Source organism: Parabacteroides chongii, from assembly GCF_029581355.1.
GTDB lineage: Bacteria > Bacteroidota > Bacteroidia > Bacteroidales > Tannerellaceae > Parabacteroides > Parabacteroides chongii.
This window is the reverse complement of record NZ_CP120849.1, coordinates 3,274,109-3,288,528: the sequence shown is the minus strand read 5'-3', so window position 1 is coordinate 3,288,528 and position 14,420 is coordinate 3,274,109. Positions and strand designations below refer to the sequence as shown.

The following is a 14,420-nucleotide window of genomic DNA, read 5'->3' as shown; positions in this document are numbered from 1 at the left end:
TAAGTGTTTTTAAAATTAACTATCATACCATCATTATTTCAGTATACCGCTTGAATATCAAAAGATAAATCAATGATAGTTACCCATTTTAACTATCATTCAACTATCATAAAACGATCTGTTTGAGGTAATGTATCGTAAAAAAGGGGATTAAAAACGTTCAGATGCCTACCATTTTCCGATAGTACCCTACATATTTAGCTCAAATATGACAGTTATTTTCGGGAAAACTACTTATTCTTCTCCCTGAGATCCCCTTTTCAGGCCCTTTTACACCCGGATTTGAACGATGCTAAGATCCGGGTGTGAAGGGTACTGAGACCCGGGTTTCAGAAAAGAAAAGCACTTAATTTACTGAAAATAAGTCATATACTTCGTTAATTTTGCTAGGCTATTTTATGATAGTATGATGGTTAAAAATGGAACTATCACACGTACTATCATAACATGTAAGCATTGTATTTCAATACACAAGAGCCTATAAATGATAGCATGACAGTTCTGTTGGACAATATCCGTTTATGTATAGGTTCAATTCCTCCTAAAGATGTATCTGCAACCCGAAAGAAACCGGATGGAGTGCCGGGCCTTTGTTGTTCTCGAACATTTCGATAGGAGAATATTTGCAGTAAACGCCCATACAGCCGACACCCGCCTGGAAAAGGAGATCCATTGTCACGGGACGCAGGTTCATGCCGCCGTCCATCTTCTGCTTGCGCGTCTTTCCCCGTTCGTCCTCATAAACCACTTTGGATGAAGAAGTTGTCTTGATCACAGCGACAACACCACCGGAGATAAAGAAACGCGGGCGATGCCGCACCTTCTTGGTCTGCCACTCCAGCAAGACGGGGATGGTGACACTGGTCATATTCAACTTGCTTTTCTTATAGGTGATACCATCGGCGGCAGGAACTAACTGAGTGATACCGTCCACCTCCTGAAAATGAACATTCCCGTCGATGCGGTAACGGTTCCAGCGCAGACCGGCACCGGTCACTACCGCCCAGTTATAGCGGGAGAAAGGAAGGCTGAATTCCATAAAGTTAAGATTGTATTCCAGTGAGTTACCTTTGCGCAGGGACACATCGTCTCCTGTGAAGCTGTTGAAGCCCATACCGAAGCCCGCCCAGTGTGCGGAGAAATCACGATCCCAGGTAGGAAGAGGAATGTTAAGCGTCTTGATATGTTTGCGTCGCTCGTAGCTCTGGCCGTCACGGTATTGTCCTTCGAAGACCATTTCGTCGTCTATCTCAGTGCCGTCCTCCTGTTCTTCATAGACGCGGACTTTCATCCGGTCGCCGTTATCTTTCACTTCTATGCGTTTCTTTTCCAACCGGAAGATTGTATCGGCCGGCATTGGTCCGGCTTCGGCAGCCAGCAAGCCCATCACAGGGAGAAAGGCTGCCACGATCAGTAATAATCTTTTCATCTTTGTATTGTTTTATTCGTTTATAAATCTTTTTTGGTGAAGAGGATCGTGATCAGGTCGTCGCTGTCCAGATCACCTTCGATATAAACCAGGGTGATCACCCCTTTGGAGCTGACCTTGAAAAGGACGAAGCGGTTGATGTCTGCCTCCTTACCGGGTAGCTGGTAGTAGGCGGAGATAACGCCGCCATCGTCGGTCACTTCCTTGATCTTCCGGGCTCCCTTCTGGTCGGCTTCCAGGCATTGGCGGGTGAAGCGCAGGGCGTCGGGATCGTTCTTGATCGTGATGCTCTTATACCGGGTCATGCCGTAGGTTTCGAGCATCTCGTTGGATAGTTCGACCATCGTTACATTTTTCTTCCGGCCGTAACGCTGGAAAACATCCTGTATTTTCAGGTCTTTTTGCAGCACCTCTGCATCTGTTGCCCCTGCTCCTGAAGGCAGCAGGAAAAGGGCTGCCAGCAATACGAGTAATGTGTATCTTATCTGTTTCATCGCTACATGTTTTTATTCGTCTTCACTAAATATGGAACCGAGTTCCTTTAACTGGTTATCGATAATCCGGCGGTCGGCTTCATCGCTGTCTTCCTCGGGAAAATATTCGTCGGCAGGAGTGGCCACCTCATGCAACGCCTCGAAAGCAGAAGACCGTACCTTATGGATATCGGTATAACACCGACCGTTTATCACTACATAATTATCCGAACAGAAACAGGGGTCGGTCGGATACAACAATTGGCTGATCCCCAGCAGTGCCACCACACAAGCTGCCACCGTAGAGAGAAGATATACGATCGACCGCCGGCTCATCGCAAAACGCTTCACAGCCGGTGTCGTGGCTGTCACCTCCGCCCATATCTCTTCTGCCGGATCGTGCTGCGCTGCAATCTCTTCATCAAAGTATGCGAACAGCGGACGGTAGGCGGACAGATGATCCGGAACGTTCGCCCCAGCAAAGAAACGGCGGAGTTCGCGTTCCTCGGCTACCGAAGTTTCTCCTTCAAAATACCGGTTTAATACCTCTTCTATATTCATAACTGCTCCTGTTTGTTTAACTGTAAAAATTGTTCCCGTATCTTTTTCCTTGCCCTCGAAAGGTTGCTGCGGACGGCTTCGATGGCTGATCCTGTTATTTCCGCGATCTCGGACAGTTCGTAGCCTTCCACGTCTTTCATCCGGATGATAGTCTGCTGCACGGTGGGCAACCCGGCAATCAGTTCGCGGATACGGGCGGCGGCATCCTTTTGTTCCAACAGTTCTGCCGGCGAACGACTTCCCGAGTCGATCGACAAAGTGTAGATGTCGGGGCCTTCCGGACGACGTGCTCTCAGTTTATCCAGCGTCAGATTCTTGGTGACTTGCATCGCCAGGGCTTCCACACTATGATAACCGTCCAGCTTCTCGCGGATATACCAGAGCTTCAGGAAAGCCTCCTGCACGATATCCTCGGCGTCGGCTCTCTCCTGCGTCAGTTTCAGGGAAAAGTTGATCAGCTTTTCCCGGAGTGGCAGTACGGTTATTTTAAACGTTTCAAGTTCCATTCTGTTTATATGACGGCAAAGGAAAGAAAACATAACATCAATATTCCTGTTTTTTGCCAGAATTATTGCATAACTTTGTAAACAAACAAGATAGCTCATGAAAATTCTGATTGTAGAAGACGAAGATTCTTTGCGTGAAATAATGATCCGTTCGTTGGAGAAGGAGCGTTACGTCGTGGAAAGTGCCGCCAACTATAACGAAGCATTATTGAAGATCAATGATTATGATTACGACTGTATCGTGTTGGATATCATGCTGCCGGGTGGCAGCGGGCTCGATCTGCTTGAAGAGCTTAAAAAGATGCGGAAGAAGGATAGTGTCATCATCGTCTCTGCCAAAGACTCGATCGAAGACAAAGTGACGGGCCTCGACCTGGGTGCGGACGATTACCTGACGAAGCCGTTCCACCTGGCAGAACTGAATGCGCGTATCAAATGTATCATCCGCCGCAAGCAACAGGACGGCGAACTGCATATCAACCTGTCCAATATCACTGTCTATCCGGATCGTCGTGCCGTATATATTAATGAAGAGGAACTGGCTTTGAACCGGAAGGAGTTCGACCTATTGTATTATTTTGTCACCAATCCCGATCGCCTGATCAGTAAAGGAGCGCTTGCCGAGTCCATCTGGGGAGATTATATCGACCAGGCGGATAGCTTCGACTTCATCTACAGCCAGGTGAAGAATCTGCGCAAGAAGTTGAAGTCAGCCGGGGCTGTCCCGGAAATAAAGGCCGTATACGGTTATGGCTATAAAATGGTAAATGAAGAATAGCCGATGAAACTGATCCATTATACATTCCGCAACCTGTCCATCCCGCTGTTGATCATTCTAACGGCCTGGGCATGTTGTTTCTATTTCGTCATCATGCATGAAATAGATGACGAGACCAACGATAGCCTGGAAAATTACAAGGAGATCATCATCAAGACGGTACTTGCCGACAGCACGCTCCTGCATGACCATGTGGATATAATGACTAAATATTATATCCGCGAAGTCCCCGAATCGGAAGCCGATCTGGATAAAGACGAGTTCTTCGATTCGACAACTTACATCGAAATAGAGATGGAAGATGAACCGGTACGTGTGTTACGCACCTGGTTCATGACAGCCGACCGGAAATATTACGAACTGACGATCGAAACCTCCACCCTTGAAAAAGAGGATATGGCGGAAGCGATTTTTGTGAGTATCATTATTCTATATGTAAGCCTTTTGTGCTGTATCCTGCTGGTATCGCATTTCGTATTCAAATCCAGCTTCCGACCGCTTTATACGTTGATAAAGTGGTTGAAAGAATACCGGCCCGGAAAACAACAGGCTCCATTGATAAACCAAACCAAGGTGGAAGAGTTCAAAATACTGAACCAGGCTATCCAAACGGCAACCAACCGGAGTACGGAAATGTATAACCAGCAAAAACAATTTGTAGAGAATGCTTCCCACGAGTTGCAAACCCCGCTTGCCATCTGCATGAATAAACTGGAACTGCTCAGCGAAAACCCCGACTGCACGGAAGAGCAACTCTCCGAAATAGCCGGGATCAACCATACGCTTCGGGGCATCATCAAAATGAACAAGTCTTTGCTGCTTCTTTCGCGTATCGACAACAAACAGTTCCCCGATACTTCCGAGATAGACTTCAATAAACTAATCAATAAATATTTGCCGGACTTCGAGGATATGTATGAATACAAGAATATACATGTCACCTATACCGAAACCGGTACATTAATATATACAATGAATGAATCGCTGGCCTCTACCCTGCTCAGCAATCTTTTAAAGAATGCTTTTATACATAATATAGAAAGCGGATCGATCGCCATTTCGGTAACCGGCCGGACACTGACAATATCAAACAGCAGTGAAAGCACCGGACTGAATGAAGCGACCTTATTCAATCGTTTCGAAAAGCAAACGCATAAGAAAGAATCGACAGGATTGGGATTAGCTATCGTTAAGTCGATCATCTCCATTTATGGAATAGATATAAAATATGAATATAACGGACTGCATAAATTCATTTTAACATTCAGATGACCTCTTTTCCCAAATCTTTCCCAAATGTACCCTTTTCTTTGCAGTATAAATTAAAAGAAGAATGTTATGAAGAAGTTTGGATTAATTCTGGCCAGCCTGTTATTATCTGTCATGGCCATTTTCGCTGATAACGAAAAGGTAACAAGAGACAAATCGGTTTTGCCTTCTGTATGTCGAAATTTCATCACTGCCAATTTCGGACAAACGGATATTTCGCATATTAAGATCGAGAGTAATCTATTGGGTGTTAAAGGATACGATGTCATCCTGACGAACGGAACAAATGTCGAGTTCGACAAGTCCGGTGAATGGAAAGAGATTGAAGCGCGTCACGCATCTATCCCATTAAGTGTTTTACCGGAAAGAATAGCGGATTATATCCGGAAAAACTTTCCCGACAATACTGTTGTTTCAGTAGATAAAGATACACGTGAATATGAGGTCAAGCTAAACACAGACCTCGAACTCAAGTTCGACCGTAACGGCAATTTTAAAAAGTTTGATTAATAACAGAACAAAAAGAAAGAAATATGAGAACAAAATTATCTGTATTAGCATTAGCAATGTGTGGTTTACTGGCTTTTACAAGCTGTGATGATGATGACAACAACTACCTGCCTGACCAGACAGTCACAAAGGCATTCGATACCAAATATCCGGATGCAGGAAAAGTGGAATGGGAAACCAAGAGCGGCTACGAAGTGGCAGATTTTCATATAAGCGGCAACGATGCAGAAGCTTGGTTCGACAATAAAGGCAACTGGTTGATGACAAAGACCGAAATCAATTTCGGCCTGCTTCCGGAAGCCGTACGCAAAGACCTGCGGGCCAATGAATATGCCGATTGGAAATATACTGACTTCGATAAGCTCGAACGTTCCAATGCAGCCACAATATATGTGATCGAAGCCGAACAGGGAGAAAAGGAAGTCGATCTGTATTATGCCGAAGACGGCACGCTCATAAAAGTAGTCAACGATACCGACGATGACAACAGCCACTTCCAACCGACTACCATTCCACAGGCTATCACAGACGCAATCAACGAAATGTATGCAGGTGCCACTATCGTCGATTTCGACCAGGAAAAGAATGGCTTCGAGGTGGATATTCTTCACAACAGCATTTACAAAGACGTATATTTCAATGCTGCCAATGAATGGATTTCTACCGAATGGGACATCACGGAAGATAAAGTACCGGCTATTGTCATGAATGCCCTCAAAGCTTCCGACTATAAAAATTACCGGATCGAAGATATAGATCAGATCGAAAAGCCGGCAGGAACATTTTACCTGTTTGAACTGGAACAGGGCGACAATGATGTTGAAGTAACGATCAGTGCCGAAGGGAACATAGAGAATGTCCGCAAAGATTAACTATGTAAAAAGAACTTTGTAGATAGTCTATTTGTTTCTTACGAGAATAAACTGCACGAATACAATGGCTGAACCTCCATTGTGTTCGTGTTTTCTTTTATAAACAATTAAAATTAAACGTCATGAAAGAAAAACTATCCGTTTTAGCTATTCTCGTATGTTGCATTTCCCTGTTTACCGGCTGCAATGATCATCAGAAGAAAGTAAATAAGACCGTCGAAATCCCACAGGCTCTCCAAAACTTTATCTCTACCAAGTATCCGCAGGCTACAGTCCTGAAGTTCGATCAGGAAAAGAAGGGCACAGAAGTGGATATAAAAGACAAAGACATTAACAAAGAGGTTGTATTCAATGATAAGAACGAATGGATAAGCACCAAATGGGACACTCGTCCGGAAGATGTGCCTGTTGCCGTGATAGATGAACTGGCCAGCTCCGCCTACAATCAATACAAAGTGCTGGAAGTGGATGCGATAGAAAAACCGGCAGGTATGTTCTATACATTCGAACTGAAAATGGATAATAACGAAGTAAAGCTGACTTTTGACGCGGAGGGACAACTCGTGGAGTAACGGGCAGTTTATATTATCTGTTGAAAGCCTTACCAATAAAGAGACAGTGTCCTGCCAGCGGTAATAGTAAAAGGTTAAATACACAGTAAAAAAGTAGCCTCCCCAGTAAAGTAAAGCACTTTATAGAGGAGGCTATAATTTATAAAGTATAATCGCTTATTTGAAATGGAACTTCTCCCAGGTATATACTTTCGGAGACTCTTTTATAAAAGGCGTTACATTCTTTCGGTCCTCCCGGCTAAGATACAAGGGAGTTGTATACGTGGCCGTCAGTGTCAGGTTGTCGGGACTTAAACTGTACTGTATCAGATCCATATCCAAACGGGATGTAGCATCCAGAAAAGCTGTACTGTTCTTATCCGCATCCTCTTTCATAAACCAATCGGCAGAAACCGGAGTGAACAAATCAGAAGCGGCCAACGGTTCCCATTCAGTAGTAAAAAAGTCTACCTGGCTGTCAGCTACCGGACCATTCACCGTTTTCACCATACAAATCACATTCGTATTATTCACTAACGGCAATAACTTCATTTCGATAGTACTCCGTTCGGTTGCCTGCAGCAATAAATAATCAGAGGTCAGCTTCTTCAAGGTAGAAAAGCCATTCATCGTATTTTTCAAACGGGCTTCCTTACCCGATTTATACAAATCGATTAAATCTTTACGCCAGGCATTTTCCAGTAGAGGAATATTACTGTCCGGCATGGATACAAATAAAGCATCCATCTCCTGTGCTTTCACCCCAAAAGCAAAAACACAAATCAATATAGAAAAAATAAGTCGTTTCATGTTCTATTATCTATTTCGTCCCCAAATATAGGAATATCATTCCTAACAACACAAGGAATAAGTCCACAGCCTTGCTCTTTAAGTTTTTTTCATGGAAGAAGAGCGCTCCGGCGACAAAAGTGACCAGCACATTGCTACGGCGTATCATGGATACGATCGAGATCATTGAATCGGGGAAGCTCAGGGCATAAAAGTAAATCCAATCGGCAATGATCAGGAAGACGGAAATAAAGACGATATTCCAGTGCCAAACGAACGGCGTACTCTTTTTCCGCTGCGGATACCATAACAATAACAGGATCGGCAGCATGATCAGACATTGATATACATTAAACCAAACCTGTACCGTCATCACATCCATACTCCCCATCAGATGCTTGTCGTATAAACCGCTCATAGCACCGGTCAGGATAGAAATCACCGTGAAAAAGATCCATTTATTATGAGTGAAATGGATCCCCTCTTTCTTTCCGGAAGAAGAAAGCATATAAAAAGAAGCGATCGAAAGCAACACACCGATCCATTGGTACAGATTCAGCCGTTCACCGAAAATAACCATCGCACCGACCAGCGTAAGTACCGGCTGGGTCGCCTTGATCGGTCCGGTGATGGTTAGCGGTAAATGTTTCAATGCAAAATAACCGGAGATCCAGGATGATAATACGATTACCGCCTTAATCAACACCGCTACATGTGTTTCAAAGGAAACGCGCGGAACATAAAACATCGTACCGTCCAGCACATTTGTGTAGAACGATAAAAGTATGAAAGGAACGAAGATAAGACTGCTTATCAACGTATTCAGAAACAACACCGGAATTACGGCATTCCCATTCAGGGAAATCTTCTTATTCACCTCATAACATCCCAGCAGGAATGCTGAGGCAAATGCTAATGCTACCCACATAACAGTTGACAGTTGATAGTTGATAGTTGACAATTGACAGTTAATAGTTTATTATACTTCAAAAAGGGATTCGGGATACGTGACGTTTACCAGGAAAAGTGCATGACCGGGAACAGATCCCCCAGCTTTACATCTGTCTTTTGCCTCTATAACTTTACGAAAGCCATCGATTGTCAGTTTTCCCCTGCCTACATCCAGCAGCGTACCCACTATCGCCCGCACCATATTGCGCAAGAAACGATCCGCCTGCACCGTAAACACCCAAACATCCCCCTCCTGTTTCCATCCCGCCTGATAGATCCGGCAGTTATTTGTTTTGACATCCGTATGCAACTTGCTGAAGCTGGTGAAATCGATGTAATCGAACAACACCTTACAGGCCTCGTTCATCGCCTCGAAATCCAGTTTCCCATTCATCCGGTAGACCAGATCGTAATTAAACGGATCCTTCCGGGTAGTGACATAATATTTATACGTACGCGAAGTAGCATCAAAGCGGGCATGTGCCTCCGGTTTGACAGGCACCACACGATAAACGGCAATATCTTTCGGAAGCAAACGATTCAGCTTCTCTGCCAGGAAAGCCGGATCAGCAAGCGGTTCGTCCCAATCAAAATGAGCCACCATCAGCCGGGCATGCACTCCCGCATCCGTACGCCCTGCCCCGACTACCGGGACCGGTCGACGCAACAACGTACCCAAAGCCTCCTCCAGGCATTGTTGCACGGTTAAACCATTGGGCTGTATCTGCCATCCGCTGAAATTCTTACCATTATAACCTAAATAAATAAAATAACGATTCACGCGCAGGATATTTACTTCTTAATAATTCGCTGCAAAGGTAACAGAATTATCGCCGGGAGATTGCCTATACGTCTAAAAAAGTGTACTTTTGCACTCTCAAATCTACACAATAAAACTATTTGACATGTTTGAAACATTGCTTCAATCGTCTTATTTTTCTTTGTTTCTGATCGTTGCATTAGGATTTATTCTGGGCAGGATACAGATCAAAGGGCTTTCACTAGACGTTTCTGCCGTTATTTTTATTGCACTTCTGTTCGGGCACTTCGGAGTAACTATCCCCAAGGAATTAGGTAACATCGGTTTGGTACTATTCATTTTCACCATTGGTATCCAGGCTGGTCCCGGATTCTTCGATTCTTTCCGTTCAAAAGGTAAAACACTGATTATCATTACCCTACTTATTATCGGATCAGCCAGTCTGACAGGAATCATTTTTAAATATGCCCTTGGCATCGATACCCCGAGTATCGTCGGACTGATTGCCGGAGCACTGACCAGTACGCCCGGTTTGGCGGTAGCCATCGATACCACCCAATCTTCTTCAGCTTCTATCGCCTATGGTATCGCCTATCCTTTCGGCGTGATCGGTGTGATTTTATTTATCAAATTATTACCCAAAATACTCCGTATCGATTTGAATGCCGAAGCACAGGCACTGGAAGCCAAACGGAAAAGCAAATATCCCCCGCTCCATACTGCCGCATTCCGTATTATCAACAGCAATATCTGCGATAAGACACTGGCTCAATTGCAACTGCGTAGCATGACAGGAGCTGTTGTTTCCCGCATCAAACACAATGAAAAAACATCTATCCCTACAGCTAATACGGTTTTAAAAGAGGGAGATTTGATTAAAGCCGTCGGAAACGATAAGTCATTGGAGCAACTGGAAATATTAGTAGGTGAACGCATCAAGGAAGATCTACCTTTTAATAGTACCCAGGAACTTCAGTCTATGCTGGTTACTAACAAAAACATACTAAATAAGACATTGGGATATTTAAACCTGCAAAGTACTTTTAACTGCACGGTAACACGTGTTCGCCGAAGTGGTATCGACCTTCCTCCCGAACCGGATCTGACTCTGAAATTTGGTGACAAACTGATGATTGCCGGAGAAAAGGAAGACTTGAAAGAAGTGGGACAGGTACTCGGTAATGACGAAAAGAAACTTTCCGACACCGATTTCTTCCCTATCGCAGCAGGTATCGTATTAGGAGTATTATTCGGAAAACTGAATCTCTCCTTTTCCGACTCATTCTCTTTCTCACCGGGACTGACCGGAGGTATCCTGATGGTGGCGCTTATTTTAAGTGCAATCGGAAAAACCGGACCGATCGTCTGGTCTATGTCAGGTTCCGCCAACCAGTTGTTACGTCAGCTGGGATTGTTATTATTCCTGGCTGAAGTAGGAACATCAGCCGGTGTCAATCTGGTATCCACCTTTCAGGAAAGCGGTTGGACGCTATTCGGGGTCGGAATGGCGATAACCATGGTTCCGATGCTCATCGCCCTCATTTTCGGATACTGGGTATTTAAAATCAATATCCTCGACCTGATCGGTACAGTTGCCGGAGGTATGACCAGTACCCCTGGACTGGCTGCTGCAGACTCTATGACAGACAGTTCGGCTCCAAGTATTGCCTATGCAACCGTTTACCCTATTGCAATGGTTTTCCTGATTTTATCTATTCAGTTGATCGCAAATCTGATTGTCTGAGAAAAAGTATAAATAAAAAAGGGTCTTGTCTGCTTGATTTTTGGTAGACAAGACCCTTTTTCACGTTTTTTTATTTTATATTTGCAGATACCATAAACAATAGATCTATGAACATGCAAATGAACCAACAATTTGACCTGGCCTTCAACTTCCTACAGAACACAGGAACACACCTCTTTCTGACAGGAAAAGCCGGAACCGGAAAAACTACGTTTCTGAAAAAGCTGAAAGAGGTTTCTCCTAAACGTATGATTATTGTCGCCCCTACCGGTGTTGCTGCTATAAACGCAGGAGGTGTAACCATCCATTCTTTTTTTCAGTTACCTTTCGGTCCTTACATTCCTTCCGCTAACAGAGAAGGTAATCAAAGTAACAACTATATGAATAAATTCAGCCGGGATAAGATCAACATCATCCGGAGTATGGATTTACTCGTGATAGACGAAGTCAGTATGGTACGGGCCGACCTGCTGGATGCTATCAGTGATGTCCTTTGCCGTTATAAAGACCGAACAAAGCCATTCGGCGGAGTACAGCTATTATTGATCGGCGACCTGCAACAGCTGGCGCCGGTTGCCAAAGAGGAAGAATGGAATCTATTGAAAGAACATTATCCCTCCACCTTTTTCTTTGACAGCAAAGCGCTTCGGGAAAGTAATTACTACTGCATCGAACTGACACAGGTATATCGCCAAAGCGACAGTTCGTTTATCAATCTATTGAATAACATCAGGGAAAACAGGTTCGATGACGACACATTACATTGTCTGAACCAACGCTATATACCGGACTTCACACCGGATGACGGACAGGGATATATCACCCTGACCACCCATAATTATCAGGCCCAGCAACTCAACAACCGTAAACTGGCGGAATTACCGGGTAAGTCGTACACATTCAATGCGGAAATAAACAATGACTTTCCTGAATACTCCTATCCAACCGATCAGCACCTGGAATTGAAATGCGGTGCCCAGGTTATGTTTGTCAAGAACGATTCTTCCGGCGAACATCGGTATTATAATGGAAAAATCGGTAAGATCGTTTTCATCAACCCGAACAAAATCACCGTTGTCGGAGAAGACGGGAACGAGATACAAGTTGAAAAAGAGACCTGGAGCAACGTCAAATATACGATCAATCCCGAGACCAAAGAGATCACAGAGACGATTGCCGGAACTTTCAGTCAATATCCGCTGAAAACAGCCTGGGCAATCACGATCCATAAAAGCCAGGGATTGACTTTCGATCATGCTATCATCGATGCTTCCGCCGCCTTCTCACATGGCCAGGTGTATGTTGCCCTTAGCCGGTGTAAAACACTGGAAGGATTGGTTTTAAGCAGTCCCATTACCCGTAATGCCATGATCAAGGATTTACGGATACAGGAATTTTCCTCTACCGTCGCCGAAAAACAACCGCAAAAAGAACAACTGGAACTGGCGCAACAAGAATATTTCCTGGAACTGGCTCTCGAACTTTTCAACTTCGAGAGTATCCAGCAACGGCTGCAATATGCGGCTTATATGGTTTATACGCATTTACAAAAGCTATATCCGGAACTCAACACGCAATATGCGAATACCCGGGATGCTTTCCGTTCCGTGATAACAGAGGTCGGCGGACGTTTCCAGCAGCAACTGACCCGCATGATCACAGGCAATCCGAATTACCGGGAAGACGAAGCGATACAGGAACGTGTCCGAAAAGGTGTTACTTATTTTATAGAGCATATCGATAGCCTTTGTACGTCTCTGGAAGAAAACTCGGCTGTCGAAATAGACAACAAGGAAAGCCGGAAGGCCGTCAATAATGCGGTCGGCAAATTTACGGAAGAATTACATCTGAAGCAGGAGACATTGAAAGCGTGCCAGAACGGTTTTTCTGTCGTTGGCTATCTCTCCGCCAAGGCCAAAGCATCAATTGAACCGCCTGCATCGACCAAAAAACGTTCCGAGCGCTCTTCATCACAGACGGCAAAAGTGGAGATTTCCAGCGACATCTTACATCCGGACCTTTACAACAGCATCAGAAACTGGCGTTACGAGCTGGCCGTAGAAAAAGAGTTGCCTCCCTACACGATCCTGCAACAGAAAGCCTTATTGGGTATCGTAAATACATTACCGACCAACTCCAAAGAGTTGCTGGCTATTCCCGGAATAGGAAAGAAAGTCATAGAAAACTACGGCAGTATATTACTGAAACTGGTTGATGAGTTCCGTAAAGGATAACAGTATGTATAAATAAATTTTGAAAGTCAATTTACTCGCTTTAAACGAGCATGGAACTCGTTTTAAATGAATTTTTATTCGTTTTAAACGGACTATAAGCTCGTTTTAAACGAGTTTTTGCCCGTTTTAAACGAGATTTACCTCCCATCTGACTATTTTATACTAATTTATCCATCGGAGTCATCCCTTTCTAGTAAAAAAATCGGATATTTGCATATCTTTTCAGTAAGTTTAAAAAGATAAATATCAAGCAAATAGATATTTGATATGGAGATAAAAGAATTATTAAAAAAGTATTCGGTTTTTATTTTAGGATTATATTTTTTAGCAGTAGGTATTGTATTGATCGTACGCTCTACTTTAGGCACCACCCCTATTTCCAGTGTTAATTACGTATTAAGTCTTAATACACCTTTCTCGTTAGGGACCTGGACGTTTATCGTGAATATTTTATTGATCATGGGGCAATTCTGGCTGATCAGGAAAGACAGAAGCCGGCAGGATACAATAGAAATTCTTCTTCAGATACCTTTTTCATTCATCTTCTCGGCTTTTATAGATTTCAATATGATACTGACCAGCAATTTACAGCCTTCCAGTTATGGGATGGCGATGGGATTGTTACTCGTAGGATGCCTCGTACAGTCTATCGGTGTCGTACTCGAAATCAAACCCAAAGTGGCAATGATGAGTGCCGAAGCGTTTGTAAAATATGCTTCCCGTTGCTATAACAAGGAATTCGGAAAGTTTAAAGTTTATTTTGATGTTACATTGGTTACTTTAGCGGTACTAATTTCGCTCATGTTTACACAAGGGATCGAAGGCATACGCGAAGGATCACTTATTGCAGCTTGCATTACAGGGTATATCGTCAGTTTCCTGAATCAGAAGATTATGACGAAAAAGACGCTTTACAGGTTATTATCCGGTTTAAAATAAAAAAATAAGGCTGAACGAGCTTTACCGGAGTAGCGAAGCGATTCAGCCTTGATC

15 protein-coding genes are annotated in these 14,420 nt (G+C 43.9%); 8 read left to right on the top strand and 7 right to left on the bottom strand.

Annotation, left to right across the window (positions count from 1 at the left end; genetic code table 11):
* Nucleotides 1–541: 541 nt before the first annotated feature.
* The 4 genes from P3L47_RS12100 to P3L47_RS12085 are packed head-to-tail and all read right to left on the bottom strand — an operon-like array spanning nucleotide 542 to nucleotide 2,969.
* Nucleotides 542–1,429: an outer membrane beta-barrel protein gene (locus P3L47_RS12100; protein WP_129735225.1), complete on the bottom strand. Its 888-nt coding sequence runs from the start codon at nucleotides 1,427–1,429 to the stop codon at nucleotides 542–544.
* A gap of 20 nt (nucleotides 1,430–1,449) precedes the next feature.
* Entirely contained in the window at nucleotides 1,450–1,923 is a 474-nt protein-coding gene (locus tag P3L47_RS12095; RefSeq protein WP_129735223.1) for a DUF6108 family protein, read from the bottom strand.
* Between the two features lie 12 nt (nucleotides 1,924–1,935).
* A complete protein-coding gene (locus tag P3L47_RS12090) occupies nucleotides 1,936–2,463 on the bottom strand; it encodes a hypothetical protein (protein WP_277780940.1) in 528 nt (175 codons plus the stop codon).
* Nucleotides 2,460–2,969, bottom strand: a complete 510-nt coding sequence (locus P3L47_RS12085) for an RNA polymerase sigma factor (RefSeq protein WP_277780939.1) — start codon at nucleotides 2,967–2,969, stop codon at nucleotides 2,460–2,462. The genes P3L47_RS12090 and P3L47_RS12085 overlap by 4 nt, the downstream gene beginning before the upstream one ends.
* 97 nt (nucleotides 2,970–3,066) lie before the next feature.
* Here P3L47_RS12085 and P3L47_RS12080 point away from each other — a divergent pair, with 97 nt between their 5' ends.
* From P3L47_RS12080 to P3L47_RS12060, 5 genes are all read left to right on the top strand, one after another.
* Complete coding sequence (locus tag P3L47_RS12080; protein ID WP_075556455.1) at nucleotides 3,067–3,747, top strand: response regulator transcription factor; 681 nt, start codon at nucleotides 3,067–3,069, stop codon at nucleotides 3,745–3,747.
* A gap of 3 nt (nucleotides 3,748–3,750) precedes the next feature.
* Nucleotides 3,751–5,019, top strand: coding sequence for a sensor histidine kinase (locus tag P3L47_RS12075; protein ID WP_277780938.1), 1,269 nt, complete (start codon nucleotides 3,751–3,753; stop codon nucleotides 5,017–5,019).
* A 66-nt stretch (nucleotides 5,020–5,085) separates the two neighbouring features.
* Nucleotides 5,086–5,526 (top strand): PepSY-like domain-containing protein, encoded by a 441-nt coding sequence (locus P3L47_RS12070; protein ID WP_277780937.1) that lies wholly within the window; start codon nucleotides 5,086–5,088, stop codon nucleotides 5,524–5,526.
* Nucleotides 5,527–5,549: 23 nt separating this feature from the next.
* Nucleotides 5,550–6,398 carry a PepSY-like domain-containing protein gene (locus P3L47_RS12065; protein ID WP_277780936.1) on the top strand — a complete coding sequence of 283 codons (849 nt, stop codon included), beginning with the start codon at nucleotides 5,550–5,552 and terminating at the stop codon, nucleotides 6,396–6,398.
* 122 nt (nucleotides 6,399–6,520) lie between these two features.
* Nucleotides 6,521–6,970, top strand: coding sequence for a PepSY-like domain-containing protein (locus P3L47_RS12060; RefSeq protein ID WP_277780935.1), 450 nt, complete (start codon nucleotides 6,521–6,523; stop codon nucleotides 6,968–6,970).
* A 156-nt stretch (nucleotides 6,971–7,126) separates the two neighbouring features.
* On the opposite strand, the gene P3L47_RS12055 is transcribed toward P3L47_RS12060, so the two are convergent.
* From P3L47_RS12055 to truA, 3 genes are read right to left on the bottom strand one after another with little or no spacing between them, the layout of a single operon-like run.
* Entirely contained in the window at nucleotides 7,127–7,759 is a 633-nt protein-coding gene (locus P3L47_RS12055; RefSeq protein WP_277780934.1) for a DUF3256 family protein, read from the bottom strand.
* Nucleotides 7,760–7,769: 10 nt separating this feature from the next.
* Nucleotides 7,770–8,666, bottom strand: coding sequence for a DMT family transporter (locus P3L47_RS12050; RefSeq protein WP_277780933.1), 897 nt, complete (start codon nucleotides 8,664–8,666; stop codon nucleotides 7,770–7,772).
* A 51-nt stretch (nucleotides 8,667–8,717) separates the two neighbouring features.
* Nucleotides 8,718–9,470, bottom strand: coding sequence for a tRNA pseudouridine(38-40) synthase TruA (truA, locus tag P3L47_RS12045; RefSeq protein WP_277780932.1), 753 nt, complete (start codon nucleotides 9,468–9,470; stop codon nucleotides 8,718–8,720).
* Between the two features lie 124 nt (nucleotides 9,471–9,594).
* Between truA and P3L47_RS12040 the strand changes: the two genes are divergently transcribed.
* The 3 genes from P3L47_RS12040 (at nucleotide 9,595) to P3L47_RS12030 (ending at nucleotide 14,366) form a co-directional block, all read left to right on the top strand.
* Nucleotides 9,595–11,193, top strand: coding sequence for an aspartate:alanine exchanger family transporter (locus P3L47_RS12040; protein ID WP_277780931.1), 1,599 nt, complete (start codon nucleotides 9,595–9,597; stop codon nucleotides 11,191–11,193).
* Between the two features lie 113 nt (nucleotides 11,194–11,306).
* Nucleotides 11,307–13,427 (top strand): HRDC domain-containing protein, encoded by a 2,121-nt coding sequence (locus P3L47_RS12035; protein WP_199715429.1) that lies wholly within the window; start codon nucleotides 11,307–11,309, stop codon nucleotides 13,425–13,427.
* Nucleotides 13,428–13,694: 267 nt separating this feature from the next.
* Nucleotides 13,695–14,366, top strand: coding sequence for a YczE/YyaS/YitT family protein (locus P3L47_RS12030; protein ID WP_075556446.1), 672 nt, complete (start codon nucleotides 13,695–13,697; stop codon nucleotides 14,364–14,366).
* Nucleotides 14,367–14,420 lie beyond the last annotated feature (54 nt).